Raw genomic sequence first — 17,343 nt, 5'->3', positions numbered from 1 at the left:
GCGAGTTCGTCGGCCGCCAGAAGCGCCGCCGCTCTCGTTCGATGGCCGGGTTATAGGCCCACACTTTCAGGCCGTCAACAGACGATTTCATAAAAATGCAGAAAAGTTGTAAGTTATTGAAAATAAACGAATATTTTAGATGATTGGGACGAGAACCGAACTGAGCGGGCCGAAAAGCCGCGATTCCGCAGATCGGAATCTTGTCCAGGTGGTAAATTTTTTTGCCCGCCCCGCAGAACGTGTTTCCGGGAGATCGAGGCGCCCTACCGCTCTTTTCCGGACTTCACCGGCGGGCTATTCAGGTGCGAACAGAGCAGTTCCGGCCCCCGCCTCTATATTATAAGGATATGTAAATCGATCATGGCCTCGATATCAGGGACACTACCGGAACTGCCGATAACGGATGTGCTGCCCGAACTCGGAGCGACCCTTTCCGCCGGCACACGCGCGGTGCTCTCGGCGCCGCCCGGAGCCGGCAAGACGACACTGGTGCCGCTTTACCTGCTGGAACAGGCATGGCGCGGCAATGGCAGGATCATCTTGCTCGAACCCCGGCGCCTCGCGGCGCGCGCGGCGGCCGGGCGCATGGCATCCCTGCTCGGTGAGACGGTGGGCGAAACCGTCGGCTATCGCATGCGGCTGGACAACCGTATTTCCGCGAAGACGCGCATCGAGGTGGTGACGGAAGGCGTCTTTGCCCGGATGATCCTCGACGATCCGGAATTGGTGGGTGTTTCCGCCGTTCTCTTCGACGAATTCCACGAGCGCTCGCTCGACGCGGATTTCGGGCTGGCGCTGGCGCTCGACGTGCAGGCGGCCTTGCGGGAGGACCTCCGGATCGTCGTCATGTCGGCGACGCTCGATGTCGACAGGATATCTGCGCTGCTCGAGCATCCGCCTGCCATCGTCAGCGAGGGCCGCAGCTATCCCGTCGAGATCCGCAATCAGGATCGGCCTTCCGGCGAGCGGATCGAAGACGGCATGGCGCGCGCCATAATGGAGGCGCATCGGGCGGAAAGCGGATCGATCCTCGCCTTCCTGCCGGGGCAGGCCGAGATTCTGCGTACGGCCGAGCGGCTTGAAGGGCGCTTCGGGGCCGAGACAACAGTGGTGCCGCTCTACGGCAATCTCGGCCAGAAGGAACAGGACGCGGCCATACGGCCGGCACCAACCGGTACCCGCAAGATCGTGCTGGCGACCTCGATTGCCGAGACCTCGATCACCATCGACGGGGTTCGCATCGTCATCGACAGCGGTTTGCAGCGCCTGCCGGTCTTCGAGGCGGCGACCGGCATCACACGCCTGGAGACGGTGCGCGTCTCCCGCGCCTCCGCCGACCAGCGCGCCGGCCGTGCCGGGCGAACCGAGCCGGGCGTGGCGATCCGTCTGTGGCATATCGGCCAGACGGCGGCGTTGCCGGCCTTCACGCCGCCGCAGATCCTGTCCTCCGACCTCTCCGGCTTCATGCTCGATGTCGCCCATTGGGGCGTCGCCGATCCCGCCACGCTGCGGCTGGTCGATCCGCCACCAGCGGCCGCAGTGGAAGAGGCGCGCAACCTGCTGCGCCTGCTCGGCGCGCTGGATAATGGCGGCGCGCTGACGCCGGTGGGAAAGCGCATCCGCGAACTGGCGCTGCCGCCGCGGCTCGCCGCGATGATCCTATCCGCCGCCGAAACCGGCGAGCAGGCGGCAGCCGCGCGGCTGGCCGTGCTTCTCACCGAACAGGGGCTGGGTGGCCCCTCGGTGGATATCGAGGAGCGCCTGCGCCGCTTCTCCCAGGAGCGCGGCGAACGGGCCGATGCGGCGCGAAAACTCGCCCGGCGCATGGCCGAGGGTTTTGGCACGGCCAGGGGTGGAACGACGAGCACGCCGGGGGCGCTGCTGCTGCATGCTTTTCCCGACCGCATCGCCCTGCAACGCGGCGGCCGGGGGCGCTTCGTCATGGCGAATGGCCGCGGCGGCGAAGTGCCGGAGACCGAGCGGCTGGCCGGGGCCGACATGATCGTCGTCGCCGACCTGACCGGACAGGCCGGACGGCAGCGCATACTCGCCGCCGCAGAGATCGACCGCGCTACCGTCGAGGCCGAGCTTTCCGACAAGATTGTGCGCGAGGACCAGTGCATATTCGATCGGGCGAGCCGGCAAGTCAGGGCACGCCGGGTGGTGCGCCTCGGCGCGATGATTCTCGAGGAGGCGCCGCTCAAGCGCCCGTCCGGGCCGAAGGCTGGGCAGGCGCTGGCGGACGGCGTTCGCCAGCTCGGCCTGCAAGCCATCCCCTTTTCGCGCGAGGCGGCGCAGTTGCGCGACCGCATCGGTTTCCTGCACCGCTCGATCGGTGCCCCCTGGCCCGATACCAGCGACGACGCCCTGCTGGCCACGCTCGACACTTGGTTCACTCCCTTTCAGGAAAACACCCGTGGGATCGACGACATCACGGCGGCGAGCCTCCAGGACGGGCTGATGGCGCTGGTGCCCTACGACGTGCAGCGCGATATCGGCAAGCTCGCGCCCACCCATTTCGAGGCGCCGACGGGACAGCGCCACCCGATCCGCTATGATGGCGACGAGCCGGTGCTGGCGATCCGCGTGCAGGAGCTGTTCGGGCTGAAGCAACACCCGTCCGTCGCCGGCGGGCGTCTGCCGCTGCTGCTCGAACTCGTGTCGCCGGCCCAGCGGCCGATCCAGACGACGCGTGACCTGCCCGGTTTCTGGGCGGGCTCGTGGCGGGATGTGCGCGCCGACATGCGCGGGCGCTATCCCAAACATCCCTGGCCGGAAGACCCGGCCGAGGCCATGCCGACGACGCGCGCCAAGCCGCGCGGCACATGACGGAAGAGAAGGGACGTATCATGGCATTCTATCAGGATATCGACTTCGAGGGTTCCGGCCGGCGGCTGCGCCTGGAAACGCTGATCCGCCTGCGCTGGCTTGCCGTCGCCGGGCAGTCGATCAGCGTGCTCGTCGTCGCCTTCTGGCTGAAATTCCCGTTGCCGCTGCTGCCGGCGGCGGTGCTGATCGCGCTGCTTGCGGCGGTCAATTTCTTCCTCGCCGTACGCTTTGCCCCGGCGCACCGGCTGACGCCCGCCTCCGCCTTCACGCTGCTTGCCTTCGATCTCTGCCAGCTGATGGCGCTGCTCTTCATTACCGGCGGCCTGGCCAATCCCTTCGCGCCGCTGGTCTGCGTGCCCGTCATCATCTCGTCGTCGCTCCAGCCGATCCGCTTCAGCCTGACGCTCGGCGGCCTTGCCGTCGCCGGCATCACGGCGCTCGCCTTCACGCCCTTCCCGCTGCCCTGGTATGTCGGCACGCTGCTCGTCGTGCCGCCGGTGCTGACGGCAGGCTTCTGGTTCGCCATCGTCTCCACCACCGCCTTCGCCGCCTTCTATTCTTACAGGGTGTCACAGGAGGCGAAGGAGCTTTCGGATGCGTTGACCGCCACCGAGCTCATCCTCCAGCGCGAAAAGCACCTCTCGCAGCTCGACGGTCTCGCCGCCGCCGCCGCCCATGAACTCGGTACGCCGCTCGCCACGATCAGCGTGGTGGCGCGCGAAATGGAGCGCGAACTCGGCGGCGACGAACGCTTCAAGGAAGACGTGCAGCTGCTGCGCAGCCAGAGCGAACGTTGCCGCGACATCCTGCGCCGGCTCACCACGCTTTCGACGGAGGACGAAGCGCATATGCGCATGCTGCCGCTCTCCTCGCTGATGGAGGAAGTGCTGGCGCCGCATCGCGAGTTCGGCATCAGGCTCAACCTCGTCGAAGAGGGCGGGCGCGACGGCGAACCGGTCGGCAGCCGCAATCCGGGCATTCTCTACGGTCTCGGCAATCTCCTGGAAAACGCCATCGATCATGCCCGCGAGGCGGTGACCGTCACCGTCGGCCATACGCCGGACAGGGTGTCGATCGTGATCGAGGACGATGGCGACGGCTATGCGGCAGACGTCCTCCAGCGCATCGGCGATCCCTATGTCACCAAGCGGCAGAAGGATGAGCGGGCGGGCGGGCTGGGGCTCGGCCTCTTCATCGCCAAGACGCTGCTGGAGCGTTCCGGCGCCAAATTGACCTTCGGCAACCGCACGGGCGACCAGCCGGGCGCACGCGTCTCGGTCGATTGGCCGCGGGCCCGCATGGAGGCAAAGGGCGTGAAATGACTTTACCGGCACAGCCTTAGGGGTGATAAGCTGATCCCGATCAAGACTGGACGACATCCGCGACGGAAGACGAAAATGGCTGAAAACACCGAACCGCAGACCGCATCCGACGATATCGGGCCGGATCCCTCGCTTCTTCTCGTCGATGACGACGCGCCCTTCCTGCGCCGTCTGGCGCGCGCCATGGAAACGCGCGGCTTTGCCGTCGATACGGCCGAATCGGTCGCCGAAGGCATTGCCAAGGCCAAGACCAACCCGCCGAAATATGCCGTGGTCGATCTTCGCCTCGGCGATGGCAGCGGCCTCGATGTCATCTCCGCCATCCGCCAGCGCCGCGACGATACCCGCATCATCATGCTGACCGGCTACGGCAACATCGCCACCGCCGTGAACGCGGTGAAACTCGGCGCGGTCGATTACCTCGCCAAGCCCGCCGACGCCGACGACATCTTTGCCGCGCTGACGCAGCGCCCCGGCGAAAAGGTCGAGCTGCCGGAAAACCCGATGTCGGCGGACCGCGTGCGCTGGGAACATATCCAGCGCGTCTATGAGATGTGCGACCGCAACGTCTCCGAGACGGCCCGCCGCCTCAACATGCACCGCCGCACACTTCAGCGCATCCTCGCCAAGCGCGCGCCGAAATAGGGCACGCTATCACGCACAGGGTGCTGAAAAGGGATAGCGGTGGCAAGCAAGAGGATACGGCGTAGGATAGGCGATATTCTGCAGATCGATCTTGGCGATGGTCAGCATTGTTATGCGCAGGTCTCCGGCGAGCCAGTGATGGTCTTCTTCGATGGCATTTTCACCGAAGCCATCTTGATAGACGATATTCCCACGCTCCCCGTTGCCTTTAGACTGTCCGTGTCCAACTTCGCGGTCACCAGAGGGGTTTGGCCCGTTATTGGCTCAAGGCCTTTGACGCCCGAGAATGCTGAAGAGCCATTCTTCTACAAACAAGACGACAGAGGCCGCCTTTTTCTCTACCACTCGTCGTTCGCCTCTCAGAATTATGAGCGACCAGCATCCTTGGCGGACTGCATCGGGCTGGAATGTGCTGCCGTATGGGACCCAGAACATGTCATCGATCGATTGCGCGATCATGCTCTGGGTAAACCCAATCGATGGGTTGAGAGCCTGAAAGTAAAGGCTCCCTCAATTCCCGGCTGACGGTGCGCGGTACAGAATCAACAGCTATGCCGGTTCATCGCGCCGCCCCGAGACGATCGCCGACATATCCGGCCCGTCGCGGCGCGAATCCATCGCAAACTCCGCCAGAAGCAGCCGGCCTGCGGCAACACGGGCGAAGGCGAAGGTGACGGCCTTGCGCGTCGGGGCGGTCAGCTTGTGCTCCGGCGCCTCGCGCAGCATGTGCGCGCCATAGCCGTCGGAGAGGATGAGACCGCACTCCTCCGGGAAGATATCGAGCGGCACGTCCTTGTGGGTCGCGAAGAACAGCCGGTCGCAATGGCGGCGGTAGTCGGGCCATTTGCGGTCGACGCGAAAATCCTCGATCGACGTCTTGATCTCGACGATCCAGATCTCGCCCTTGTCCGACAGGCTGATCAGATCGGCGCGCCGGCCGCTCGCGAGCGTCAGCTCCGGCAGCACCGCATGGCGCATTTCCATCAGCATGCGCTGCACGCCGCGGCGCACCATCATGGCACGATCCGACTGGCGGCCGTCCAGCAGCGGATTGTCGTTGTGAAGAGAAACGATCGTCATCGGTCAAAACCTCGCGAATCACATTCTAGCCGTCGATCCCGCGAAATCGATTCGGCCCTGCCGGAAAACGTTAAGACAGCGGGCAAAACTGCGGCGAGAAAAAGACTCTGTTAACTGCGCGACTTTGTTCTTGTGCGGCTTCGACCCGATAGGCGGCAAGGCTATTGAATGGCGCGCGGCGGCGTGCTTGGCACTGTCTGGGCTGAGCGGAAGCGGCGGGATACCGGTATTGTTGTTGCAAAAAAACAATCCGGCAGCTTTTTGCTTTCGCATAAGCCCATGCCGCAGCGCACACACTTGCATTGACTGGTTTAATCGAAAATAAACCATAATCGATGAAAGTTCCCGCGTCCCGGAACTTCTTAATTCCTTTACAAGAGACTCTCATGCGCTTCCGCAATGCCCTCCTCCTGTGCGGCCTCGCAGCAGCCGTCACGCTCGCCGGTTGCTCCTCGTCCTCGACCTCCCTTCCGGGCGAGAAAGTGGCGACGAATGCCATCTTCACGTCGGATTACGGCGCCGTCGAAGACAATGGTTATGCCCTGCCGGCAATCCCGATCAACAAGGTGAACACCAAGTTCCACCGCCAGATCGTCGATTACGCCACCAGCGAGAAGCCCGGCACGATCGTCGTCAATACGCCGAACCGCTTCCTTTACTATGTGCTGCCCGGCGGCAAGGCCGTGCGTTACGGCATCGGCGTCGGCAAGTCGGGTTTCGCGTGGCAGGGTGAAGCCTACATCGCCTGGAAGCAGGAATGGCCGACCTGGCATCCGCCGAAGGAAATGGCAGACCGCAAGCCTGACGTCGCACGCTACGTCAAGGACGGCATGGGTCCGGGTCTGAAGAACCCGCTCGGCGCGCGCGCCATGTATCTCTTCAATGAAAAGGGCCAGGACACGCTGTTCCGCCTGCATGGCACGCCGGAATGGGCCTCCATCGGCACGGCCGCCTCGTCGGGCTGCATCCGCCTGATGAACCAGGACATCATCGACCTCTACAGCCGCGTCCGCCCCGGCAAGGGCGCCCGCGTCGTCGTCCAGCAGTAAGCAGACGACAGTCTCTGTATATAAAGAAGACGCCAGAGCGATCCGGCGGCTTCTTTCGTTTGGGGCATTGAACGGCAAGGCGATCAACCGCCTTGCCGGAAGGCACATCAGGCCGCAGCGGCCTTCAACTCGAGGCGGCGGCGGTGCAGGACCGGCTCGGTGTAGCCGTTCGGCTGCGCGCGGCCCTCAAGCACGAGTTCGACGGCGGCCTTGAAGGCGATAGAGCCGTCGAAATTGCCGGCCATCGGGCGATAGAGCGAATCACCGGCATTCTGCCCATCGACGACGGCGGCCATGCGCTTCATCGTCTCAAGAATCTGGGCTTCGGTGATGACACCGTGGTGCAGCCAGTTGGCGAGGTGCTGGGCGGAGATGCGCAGCGTCGCACGGTCCTCCATCAGGCCGACATCGTTGATATCGGGCACCTTCGAGCAGCCGACGCCCTGGTCGATCCAGCGCACGACATAACCCAGAATGCCCTGCGCATTGTTGTCGAGCTCGCGCTGGATTTCCTCCGGCGTCCAGTTCGGCCGCACCGCGACCGGGACGGAGAGGATGTCGGTGAGCTTTGCGCGTGGACGCGTGCGCAGCGAGGCCTGCACCGCAGCGACATTGACCTTGTGATAGTGCGTCGCATGCAGCGTCGCGGCCGTCGGCGAGGGAACCCAGGCGGTGTTGGCGCCGGCCTTGGGATGGGCGATCTTCTGCTCCAGCATCGCCGCCATCAGGTCCGGCATGGCCCACATGCCCTTGCCGATCTGCGCATGGCCCGACAGGCCGCAGGCGAGGCCGATATCGACGTTCCAGTTCTCGTAGGCGGAAATCCAGGCGGCCTGCTTCATGTCGCCCTTGCGGATCATCGGACCCGCTTCCATCGAGGTATGGATCTCGTCGCCGGTGCGATCAAGGAAGCCGGTATTGATGAAGACGACGCGCTCCTTGGCGGCGCGGATCGCCTCCTTGAGGTTGACGGTCGTGCGGCGCTCCTCGTCCATGATGCCCATCTTCATCGTGTTGGGCGCCATGCCGACGGCGGCCTCGACGCGACCGAACAGCTTGGACGCGAAGGCGACCTCTTCCGGGCCGTGCATCTTCGGCTTGACGACATACATCGAGCCGGCCGGCGAATTCTGGCGGCGGCCGTTCGGACCGACATCGTGCAGCGCGATCAGCGCGGTGACCATGGCATCCATGATGCCCTCCGGCACCTCGTTGCCGTCGCGGTCACGGATCGCCGGATTGGTCATGAGGTGGCCGACATTGCGCACCAGCATCAGCGAACGGGCGCGCAGCGACGCGGCAGAACCATCCGGCGCGGTGTAGGCGCGGTCGGGGTTGAGTCGGCGGGTGATGGTCTTGCCGCCCTTGGCGACCTCCTCCGTCAGGTCGCCCTTCATCAGGCCGAGCCAGTTGCGATAGACGACGACCTTGTCGTCGGCATCGACGGCGGCGACGGAATCCTCGCAGTCCATGATCGTGGTCAGTGCCGATTCGATCGCGACGTCGGAAATATGCGCCGCGTCGTCCTTGCCGGTCGGCGTCGTCGCATCCACGCGGATTTCGATATGCAGCCCGTTGTTGCGCAGCAGAATGCGCGTCGGTGCAGCGGCCTCGCCGACGAAGCCGGCGAACTTCGCTTCATCCGTAAGACCCGTCTTGCCGCCGCCGATCAGCGCGACGACGAGCTTGCCGCCCTCGACGGCAAGGCCCGCGGCCTCGCGCCAGGACGTGCCAGCAAGCGGTGCGGCCTCATCCAGGAAACCGCGCGCCCAGGCGATGACCTTGGCGCCGCGCACGGGATTATAGCCCTTGCCCTTTTCCGCGCCGTCGGTTTCCGGAATGGCATCCGTGCCGTAGAGCGCATCGTAGAGCGAGCCCCAGCGCGCATTGGCGGCGTTCAGCGCATAACGCGCATTCATGACGGGAACGACGAGCTGCGGGCCGGCAAGGCTGGCGATCTCCGGATCGACATTGTCCGTCGTGACGGAGAAGTCGCCGCCCTCGGGCAGGAGATAGCCGATCTCGCGCAGGAAGGCTTCATACGCCGCCATATCAACGGGCGCACCGTTTTCACGATACCAGGCGTCGAGCTTTTCCTGCAGCGCATCGCGCTTGGCGAGCAGGGCGCGGTTTTCCGGAGCCAGATCATGCACGATGGCGGAAAAATCGGCGAAATAGCGCTCCGCATCCACGCCCGTGCCGGGAAGGGCCTCCGTGACGATGAAATCGTAAAGGGCGCTGTCGATCGAAAGACCGGCTTTTTCGGTATAAGACATCTGAAAAGGCTCCGAATGGGCGGGACAAGGGGGAGTATCCCGAATGGTCCCACTTTCCGGAGGTTTCATTGAGTGTCAATTCGGCAAGGGTATAAAGAATTTATTCCGCTCGGGAATAAATCCTACTTATGCCTCTTCCGCGATGCGTGGCCGGCCGCTGGCGGTGGCCGTAAAACGCGCCTCGATCAGCTTGCGCGACCCCTCGACTTCAGGCGCATCTATGGCCTCCGACAGGGCGACGACCGGCTCGTCCGCCCCATTGGCCCGCGCGGCCTGCAACGCAGCCGTCATCGCCCGTTCCTTGGCCAGCGAGAAGGCTTTCTCCTCATCGATAAGGCGTACGCTGTCGCCGGCACCGTTGACGATGAAGATGCCCTCTTCGGGCTGGGTCACGAAGACCGTCACGGCATTGCGCACCTGGCCGACGACGGCCCCGACGGCATTGGCCACGCCGGCATCAGCGGGAATAGAGGATTCCGCGCCCAGCATGTCGGCAATGGCAGGATAATAGACCGGCGCAGAGGCGCCGAGGCCCACCAGCGGCCGGTCGAGCGCGATGCGGAATTTCACGATGCCGGGAACGCGGTGCAGCGCCCGGTCGATCGAGATCGAATTGGCCGGATCGAGCGCGCCGACGCCGTCATCGGCCAGGCAGGCGGAGAGGATGACATCGGCCGATTGCCGCGTGAGGCGGTCGACCAGCGTGCGGGCCAGCACTTCCGGCGTCTCGGCAATTGGTTTCCCGGTGCCGTCTTTGGTGCGGGCGGCAAGTTCGAGGCCGAGACGGGCGGCGACGGCATCCCATTGCCCCTGCCCGCCCAGCACATGCATGGCATCCGACGGCGTGATGCCGCAGATATGCACGAGACCGCGCGCGACCAGCCGGTCGAGCGTCGCCTTCTGCGGTGTGGAGACCAGCAGGCCATCGAGCGGCAGCGGTGTGGCACCGATCTTGTCGTAAAGCGCCTGCTCCTGCGCCGTCAGGCCGCTCGCCAGCCGCTCCGGCACGCCGGTGCGCACGGCAAAACGGCCATCATGCCGGCCCATATGCGGCGCGCGCAGCTGGCGTTCCAGCACGGGAACCACCGCTTCGGGATGCAGCTGCGAGGCGAGGCTGAGCGGCATGAAGCGGCGCGGCCCGAGATCAATCTTCGCCTTCAGCCCGCGGTCGTTGATACGCACTTCCGAATCACCGCCCAGCCCGAAGGTCCGCATGGCGACGGCTTCCACCATGGTGCGATAGCCGCCGACGACGGCGCCTTCGGCATCGAGCTTCGGCCGGCCGTTGTCCAGCACCGCGACGTCGGTCGTCGTGCCGCCGATATCGGAGACGACGGCATTGTCGAGGCCCGTCAGGTGGCGCGCGCCGACAAGGCTTGCCGCCGGGCCGGAGAGAATGGTCTCGATCGGCCGCAGCCGCGCTTCCGCCGCCGAGATCAGCGCACCATCACCGCGCACCACCATCATCGGCACATGGATGCCGCGGCGCTGGAGATAGTCCTCGCAGGCGCCAATCAGCCGGTCGATCATCGAGACGAGGCGGGCGTTGAGCAGCGTCGTCAGCGCCCGGCGCGGGCCGCCGAGCTTCGAGGACAGTTCGTGGCTGCACGTGACCGGCAGGTGCGAGACCGCGCGGATGCGGTCGCGCACGCGCTGCTCATGCGCCGGGTTGCGCACGGCGAAGTAGCCGGCAACGGCGAAGGAGGAGACGGTTTGCGACAGCTGCGGCAAGGCCTCGTCCAGCGCCATCATGTCGAGCGGCGTCTCGTTACCATGCACGTTGTGGCCGCCGGGCAGGAAGAGAACGGGGTCGTTGCCGAGCGCGTCGGCAAGCCCATCGCGCTTGAGATCGTCAGGCCCAAAGCCGATCATTACGAGGCCGGCGCGACCGCCCTGCCCTTCGACCAGAGCATTCGTGGCAAGCGTCGTCGACAGCGAGACGAGGCCGATGGCCGCGACCGGCACCTGCGCCTCGGTCAGCACCGCCTCCACCGCGCCGGATATGCCAACCGCAAGGTCATGTCGCGTGGTCAGCGCCTTGGCGCGGGCGACGACGCCCCTGGTTTCGCTGTAGAGCACGGCGTCCGTATAGGTGCCGCCGGTATCGATGCCGAGTAACAAATGGTCTGCCACGAGAATTCTTCCGGAGAGATCGCCGTCTCTTTTCAAAGCGGGTGTGGAATGGTGTTATTGCATGTCCAGGCCAAATGCCACCATCCCGCCGGCGACATCAGGTGAAAGAACGAGGAGCATTCCAGTGATCCACCCCTCCCTCCGACGGCCGCTGCTGGCGCGCCTGCTTCTTGGCGCCGCGCTCGCTGCCGCCAGCCTGCCCGCAAAGGCCCAGGAAAATGACGAAGAAGAGTACAAGGCGCAGATTCCCGATGTCGCGATCTACAAGGCGATGCTGGACGCCAACAAGCAGACCGGCTGGGTGCAGTTCCGCGAATTCTCCGGCCAGCAGCTCATCTATTTCACGGCTTTGCAGACCATGCATTGCCGGCTGAAGGAGGTGCGCTATTCGATCAATTCCGACACGCTGGACAAGACCTTCCCGATGGCCGCCTGCGATCCGGAACTGCCCTTCAACCTGCCGTCCGACGACAGCCAGAACTGGCTCTACCTCAACCTGAAGCCGGGTGAAGCGCAGACGATTGCCGTGCAGGCGGTGTGGGACGACGGCAGCGGCAGCGAGATCGTCGTTTACCAGCCCTGCAAGAACCCGGAAGCGACCTGCGCCTCGATCAAGACGATCAAGAAGCCGAAGAAGCGTGGGGACGAGCCTGCACCCGCAACGCAAGCCCGTTAGCCGGCTGCGTCGTCAGGCGCTGCACCGGCCAGGGCTTCGTGTCCTCGGTCATATCGAAGCGGAAACGGTGCATCAGAACACCAAGCGCGATAATCGCCTCCTGCATGGCGAAGGTCGCGCCGATGCAGATGCGCGGCCCCGCGCCGAACGGCAGGTACTGGAAGCGGTGAATCGCATCCCGGTTCTGCGGCAGGAAACGCTCCGGCATATAGGCGCGTGGTTTCTGCCAGAGCAGCGCATGGCGATGCAGCGTCCAGGGCATGACGAGAATGGTGACGTCACGCGGGATCTCGACCACCTCGCCGGACGGGCTCGTCCAGCGGTCGTCGGCAATCGCCTCGCGGTTGATCGAGGGTGCGGGCGGATAAAGCCGCATCGCCTCCTCGAAGGCCGCCCGCGTCCAAGGCATCAAATCCAGCCAGTCGACGGGATCGGCACCGCTTTCGACGACCCGGTCGATCTCCTCTTCCATCGCGTCGCGCACATGCGGGGAATTGGCGACGCAATAGAGCGTCCAGGCGAGCGCCCGCGCCGTCGTCTCGTGGCCGGCGCCGATGAAGGTGAGGATGTTGTCCTCCACCTCCTCCATGGTCAACCCTTCCGGCCCGGCCGCGCGCAACAGCAGCGTCAGGAAGTCGTTCGGCGCATTCCCATCGTCCGCCGCCATGCGCTTTAGGCGCAGATCCATGGTATCGCGCACGATCTTTCGGAATTTGCCCAAAACCCTGAGGCCGCCGATGCGCGTCACGCGCGGCACCCAGGAAGGTGCGCGCAGAAGATCCATCGGATCGACCCGGCCCATGGAATGCAGAAGGTCGTCCACGTCGTCGGCGAAATTGTTGGAGGACGTGACAATCTCGCCGGAAAACAGCGTTTCGGAGAGGATCGCGAAAGCCAGCTCCGTCATGTCGTTGCCGATATCGAAGACCTTGCCGTCGGCGCCGTCATACTTCCTTGCATAAAGCTCGGACTGCGCCAGCATCTGGGTAGCAAAACCCTTGGCATGGCGCGGCGTGAAGATCGGTGCCACCGCCTTGCGCGACCGGCGCCACACCGCACCCTCCGCCGTCAGCAATCCGTCGCGCAGGATGGGGCGCAGCACGAGCTGGCGCACCACGGCCATCTTGTAGTTCTGGGCATTGTCGACGAGCAGATATTTGATCAGGCCGGGATCGTTGACGATCAGCGTCTTCTCGCCGAAGAAGCTCGTCATGATCCAGGGCAGCGTATAGGACGGCTCACCCCATAGTTCGAGCGGATTGCGGAAGACCGTCCTGATGATCTCGAGTTTCGAGGGCGGTACGGTGCGCGGGATCGGGGCCGGCGGTTCGAACGGCTCGGGACGCATGTCCATCATCTGCCTCCTTATGATCGGTCCGTCTTACGGGAAGACTGAGCCGATATGGAGGCGGAGGTTAGAGCAATCCAGTAAAAGTATGGAGCGGAAAGCCGGTCAAATTCTTAATGAGCATTCATCGCCCATTTGCGAAACATCGCGAGAAGCGAATGAAGATGAAGGGGACCACCTGCACCGTGAAACACGTTGTCCTCGGTCCAACACGCCCACCAATCAGTTTCATGATCATAGTTGTAAGTAGTCCGATCAAGCGACCGGCCGTCGCAGTCCGTCCCTGTAAGATCGATTTTTATCGACCAGCCCGGATTGTCGACAGTGTTGATCGACACACCAAATTCATGCTCCCAATCGCCGTTACATTGGGAATTGTACCAGTGGGAAAACCATTCCAATACATCCATATGCCAATGCTATCGGAGTGGCGGCATGGCGAAAAGAGCCATAACGCTTCTACAGCGTCCTAGGCGACTGACGTGGCTAAAGCAGCCCCTGAAGCTCCGCCAGCTTGTCGTTGATCAGCCAGCCGTAATAGTTCTCTTCCGGCCAGGTGACTTCGCCGGCGGCGCGGCGCGCGGCAAAGGCGGCGGCGCGGGCGTCGGGGTTGCCGATATTGTAGAGCGTCGAGGTCAGGCCCGGATTCTTCGAAATATCAACGCCGGCGATCTTCTTGTAGGCATCGATCGAGCGGCGGATGGAGGCCGCCATATAGGCGAGCGAGATATCGGGATCCATGATCGCCTGGTAGACGCCGGCCGCATCGTTTTCATCGAGCTTGTCGTAACCGGAGATGCGCGCCACGTCGTCGGTCAGGGTCAGCGCCGTCAGCGGGTTGATCTGGCCGAGACCGAAAGTCTGGCCGGCATAGAAGGGCTGGAAGAACACCGCGCTGAAGCGGTTGTTCGGGAAGGACGTGCCGCCGACCGTCTCGCCCTTGAATGTGCGGTTCCAGACACCCTCGCGGCAGGTCCACAGCGCGTAGGAGCCCTTCTTGTCGGCGCATTTGGCAAATTCCGGCCGCGCGACGAAATCGGCGACATTTTCGCCGTCATAGGCGAAGCGGAAGTTGCCCGTATAGGAGGCTGCCTTGACATAATAGCTCTGCAGCCGGTCATAGGCGTCGACATTGTAGGTGTGCTCGCCGACGATGGCGCCGACCATATGAATCGGGGCGATGCCGTATTTTGCAGCGGTCGCCTTGATCTTGCTCGTCAGCTGGCGATCGCTCGCCAAGAGGTCGCGCACCTTCTCGTATTTGGCATCGAAGGAGGTCTTGCCCGCTTTGGTGCGGCGTACGGAGGCGCCGGGAATGGCCGGCTGCTCGGCATTGCGGTTGCCTTCGGGCACCACGTCCATCGCCATGACCGTGGTCTGGCTCTGGAAAACGAGCGTGGCGGCAAGGGCAAACACAGGGATGAGCTGTCGCACGGTTGCGGTTCCTGTCTGATCGAATCTGTCGGCGATGGCAGGACCGATGCAAGACAATCGTGTCGGAATGATGCCAGCGCGGGCAAAGGCCTAGGCCGCGTCGCCTTCCCTGTCGAGCAAAAAAAGTGGCACCGGCGACGCCGAATGGGTCGCCGGTGCCGAAAGGTCACAGGATGTAGCGCGACAGGTCGGTGTTGGCCGCCAGCGTGCCGACATGCTTCTTCACATAGTCTGCATCGATAACCAGCTTATTGCCGCCCTTGTCCGGCGCCTCGAAGGAGATCTCGTCGAGCACCCGTTCCATCACCGTCTGGAGACGGCGGGCGCCGATATTTTCCACGCTCGCATTGAGCTGCACGGCGACATCTGCCAGCGCATCGAGCGCATCTTCAGTGAAATCGAGCTCGACGCTTTCGGTCTCCATCAGCGCCTTGTACTGGCGGATGAGGCTCGCCTCCGTCTCCGTCAGGATGCGGCGGAAGTCCTCCTTGGTCAGCGCTTTCAGCTCGACGCGGATCGGCAGGCGACCTTGCAATTCCGGCAAGAGGTCAGACGGCTTGGAGACATGGAAGGCGCCCGAGGCGATGAAGAGGATATGGTCAGTCTTCACCGGCCCATATTTCGTCGCCACCGTCGTGCCTTCCACCAGCGGCAGCAGGTCGCGCTGCACGCCCTCGCGGGAAACGCCCGCGCCCATGCCGCCGTCGCGCGCGGCGATCTTGTCGATCTCGTCGATGAAGACGATGCCGTCGTTTTCGGCCGAGCGGATCGCCTCGCGCTGGATCTGCTCGTTATCGAGCAGCTTGTCGGATTCGTCGTCGATCAGGATCTTGTAGGAATCCTTAACCGTCGTCTTCACCTTCTTCGTGCGGCCGCCCATCGCCTTGCCGAACATTTCCGACAGGTTCAGCACGCCGATATTGGCGCCCGGCATGCCGGGGATTTCGAAACCGCCGGGGGTACCGGTATCGGCGACGTCGACTTCGATTTCCTTGTCGTCCAGTTCGTTGTTACGCAGCTTTTTCCGGAAACTGTCGCGCGTCGCCGGCGAGGCGGTGGCGCCGACCAGCGCGTCGAGGACGCGTTCCTCGGCATTGGCATGGGCCTTGGCCGTCACCTCGGCGCGCTTCTTCTCGCGCACCAGGCCGATGCCGACCTCGACGAGGTCGCGCACGATCTGCTCGACGTCACGGCCGACATAGCCGACCTCGGTGAACTTGGTGGCCTCGACCTTGACGAAGGGTGCGCCGGCGAGTTTGGCCAGACGGCGGGAAATCTCCGTCTTGCCGACACCGGTCGGGCCGATCATCAGGATGTTCTTCGGCATCACCTCGTCGCGCAGGTCGGGCGAAAGCTGGTGGCGGCGCCAGCGGTTGCGCAACGCGATGGCCACGGCGCGCTTGGCGTCGTGCTGGCCGATAATGTAGCGGTCGAGTTCGGAGACGATCTCGCGGGGGGAAAAATTGGTCATGGTTTCCTCTAGCAACGGTCCCGGGCCATCATCAGCACCGGGCCATCCTCAGTCATGCGTTGATCGAAAACATGGAATCCGGCCTTTTCATAGGCCCGGATGGCATGGCTATTGTCGGGATGCGGATCGAGCACGACCCGCTTCACTCCCTGTGAAAACACCGTCTTCACGAAGGCGTCGATCATCGCCGGCCCGTGGCCGATGCCGACCATGTCGGAGGGGCCGATGAACTGGTCGATGCCGACGGTGCGGTCGGGGCGATCACCGAAGGACAGGTCCTGGGGGTCGATCCTATAGGCCTGCAGATAGGCGAACGGCGTTCCGGCATGGAGCACCACGAAGGATGTCATGGCCGGATCGTCGAAATCCGCCGCGATGCCGGCGACCTCGTCGGCCGGTTCACCCCACCAGCGCCGGACATGCGGCGCATTCAGCCAGCGCTCCAGCATCGGCAGGTCGGCAGTTGTCACCGGCCGGAAGGTGTAAGCCTCAGCGGTCGGCATCCAGCGTCTCCACCACGAAATTGTGGTTGGTATAGACGCAGATGTCGCCAGCGATCTGCATCGCCTTGCGAGCGATCTCTTCCGCCGACTTGTCGCTGTCCATCAGCGCGCGCGCCGCGGCATAGGCGTAGTTGCCGCCCGAACCGATCGCCATCGTGCCATGTTCCGGCTCCAGCACGTCGCCATTGCCGGTCAGCGCCAGCGTGACGGTCTTGTCGGCCACCAGCATCATCGCCTCGAGACGGCGCAGATAGCGGTCGGTGCGCCAGTCCTTGGCAAGCTCGACGGCCGCGCGCATCAGCTGATCTGGATATTGTTCGAGTTTGGCTTCCAGCCGCTCAAGCAGTGTGAAGGCGTCAGCCGTCGCGCCGGCAAAACCGGCAATCACGTCGCCCTTGCCAAGGCGGCGCACCTTGCGGGCATTGCTCTTCATGACGGTCTGGCCAAGGCTCACCTGGCCGTCGCCCGCCATCACCACTTTGCCGCCCTTGCGGACGGTGATGATCGTCGTGGCGTGCATGGAAGCGTAAGGATTATGTTCACTCATAGGATACCTCTGGGGCCCGGAAACCGGGCG

The 17,343-nt window shown here is 64.0% G+C and carries 15 protein-coding genes; 6 read left to right on the top strand and 9 right to left on the bottom strand.

The features are described 5' to 3' along the window. Positions 1 to 360 precede the first annotated feature (360 nt). The 4 genes from hrpB to D0Y60_RS22975 all read left to right on the top strand — a co-directional run bounded on the left by hrpB (position 361) and on the right by D0Y60_RS22975 (position 5,321). Positions 361 to 2,829, top strand: coding sequence for an ATP-dependent helicase HrpB (hrpB, locus tag D0Y60_RS22990; RefSeq protein WP_117372281.1), 2,469 nt, complete (start codon positions 361 to 363; stop codon positions 2,827 to 2,829). A gap of 20 nt (positions 2,830 to 2,849) precedes the next feature. Beyond that, the gene (locus D0Y60_RS22985; protein ID WP_117372280.1) at positions 2,850 to 4,151 is read left to right on the top strand and encodes an ActS/PrrB/RegB family redox-sensitive histidine kinase; all 1,302 of its coding nucleotides are present in this window, start codon (positions 2,850 to 2,852) and stop codon (positions 4,149 to 4,151) included. Positions 4,152 to 4,226: 75 nt separating this feature from the next. Beyond that, positions 4,227 to 4,796, top strand: a complete 570-nt coding sequence (locus D0Y60_RS22980; RefSeq protein WP_117372279.1) for an ActR/PrrA/RegA family redox response regulator transcription factor — start codon at positions 4,227 to 4,229, stop codon at positions 4,794 to 4,796. 39 nt (positions 4,797 to 4,835) lie between these two features. After that, positions 4,836 to 5,321 carry an immunity 26/phosphotriesterase HocA family protein gene (locus D0Y60_RS22975; protein ID WP_158565539.1) on the top strand — a complete coding sequence of 162 codons (486 nt, stop codon included), beginning with the start codon at positions 4,836 to 4,838 and terminating at the stop codon, positions 5,319 to 5,321. 24 nt (positions 5,322 to 5,345) lie between these two features. Here D0Y60_RS22975 and D0Y60_RS22970 read toward each other — a convergent pair whose 3' ends face one another. Then, on the bottom strand, positions 5,346 to 5,876 hold the full coding sequence (locus D0Y60_RS22970; protein ID WP_117372277.1) for an MmcB family DNA repair protein: 531 nt from the start codon (positions 5,874 to 5,876) through the stop codon (positions 5,346 to 5,348). A gap of 386 nt (positions 5,877 to 6,262) precedes the next feature. Between D0Y60_RS22970 and D0Y60_RS22965 the strand changes: the two genes are divergently transcribed. After that, positions 6,263 to 6,925, top strand: a complete 663-nt coding sequence (locus D0Y60_RS22965) for a L,D-transpeptidase (RefSeq protein WP_117372276.1) — start codon at positions 6,263 to 6,265, stop codon at positions 6,923 to 6,925. 107 nt (positions 6,926 to 7,032) lie between these two features. Here the strand turns inward: D0Y60_RS22965 and D0Y60_RS22960 are convergent, their stop codons facing one another. Both D0Y60_RS22960 and D0Y60_RS22955 read right to left on the bottom strand, forming a co-directional pair. Next, positions 7,033 to 9,201: a malate synthase G gene (locus D0Y60_RS22960; protein WP_117372275.1), complete on the bottom strand. Its 2,169-nt coding sequence runs from the start codon at positions 9,199 to 9,201 to the stop codon at positions 7,033 to 7,035. 126 nt (positions 9,202 to 9,327) lie between these two features. Further along, entirely contained in the window at positions 9,328 to 11,334 is a 2,007-nt protein-coding gene (locus tag D0Y60_RS22955; protein WP_117372274.1) for a hydantoinase/oxoprolinase family protein, read from the bottom strand. Between the two features lie 124 nt (positions 11,335 to 11,458). Here D0Y60_RS22955 and D0Y60_RS22950 point away from each other — a divergent pair, with 124 nt between their 5' ends. Beyond that, entirely contained in the window at positions 11,459 to 12,010 is a 552-nt protein-coding gene (locus D0Y60_RS22950; RefSeq protein ID WP_117372273.1) for a hypothetical protein, read from the top strand. Here the strand turns inward: D0Y60_RS22950 and D0Y60_RS22945 are convergent. From D0Y60_RS22945 to hslV, 6 genes are all read right to left on the bottom strand, one after another. Then, positions 11,955 to 13,364, bottom strand: coding sequence for a cytochrome P450 (locus D0Y60_RS22945; RefSeq protein ID WP_117372272.1), 1,410 nt, complete (start codon positions 13,362 to 13,364; stop codon positions 11,955 to 11,957). The two genes, D0Y60_RS22950 and D0Y60_RS22945, sit on opposite strands and share 56 nt — an antisense overlap. Positions 13,365 to 13,471: 107 nt before the next feature. Further along, complete coding sequence (locus tag D0Y60_RS22940) at positions 13,472 to 13,768, bottom strand: immunity 53 family protein (protein WP_117372271.1); 297 nt, start codon at positions 13,766 to 13,768, stop codon at positions 13,472 to 13,474. Between the two features lie 76 nt (positions 13,769 to 13,844). Beyond that, entirely contained in the window at positions 13,845 to 14,726 is an 882-nt protein-coding gene (locus D0Y60_RS22935; protein ID WP_117372284.1) for a DUF1402 family protein, read from the bottom strand. Positions 14,727 to 14,958: 232 nt separating this feature from the next. After that, entirely contained in the window at positions 14,959 to 16,263 is a 1,305-nt protein-coding gene (gene hslU / locus D0Y60_RS22930; RefSeq protein WP_117372270.1) for an ATP-dependent protease ATPase subunit HslU, read from the bottom strand. 8 nt (positions 16,264 to 16,271) lie between these two features. Continuing rightward, positions 16,272 to 16,766, bottom strand: coding sequence for a GNAT family N-acetyltransferase (locus tag D0Y60_RS22925; RefSeq protein WP_117372269.1), 495 nt, complete (start codon positions 16,764 to 16,766; stop codon positions 16,272 to 16,274). Then, positions 16,753 to 17,313, bottom strand: coding sequence for an ATP-dependent protease subunit HslV (hslV, locus tag D0Y60_RS22920; RefSeq protein ID WP_117372268.1), 561 nt, complete (start codon positions 17,311 to 17,313; stop codon positions 16,753 to 16,755). The genes D0Y60_RS22925 and hslV overlap by 14 nt, the downstream gene beginning before the upstream one ends. Positions 17,314 to 17,343: the final 30 nt, after the last annotated feature.

This window comes from Shinella sp. WSJ-2, from assembly GCF_003432075.1.
Taxonomy (GTDB): Bacteria; Pseudomonadota; Alphaproteobacteria; order Rhizobiales; family Rhizobiaceae; genus Shinella.
The sequence above is the reverse complement of the archived record's forward strand: the minus strand, read 5'-3'. Positions and strand labels throughout refer to the sequence as shown.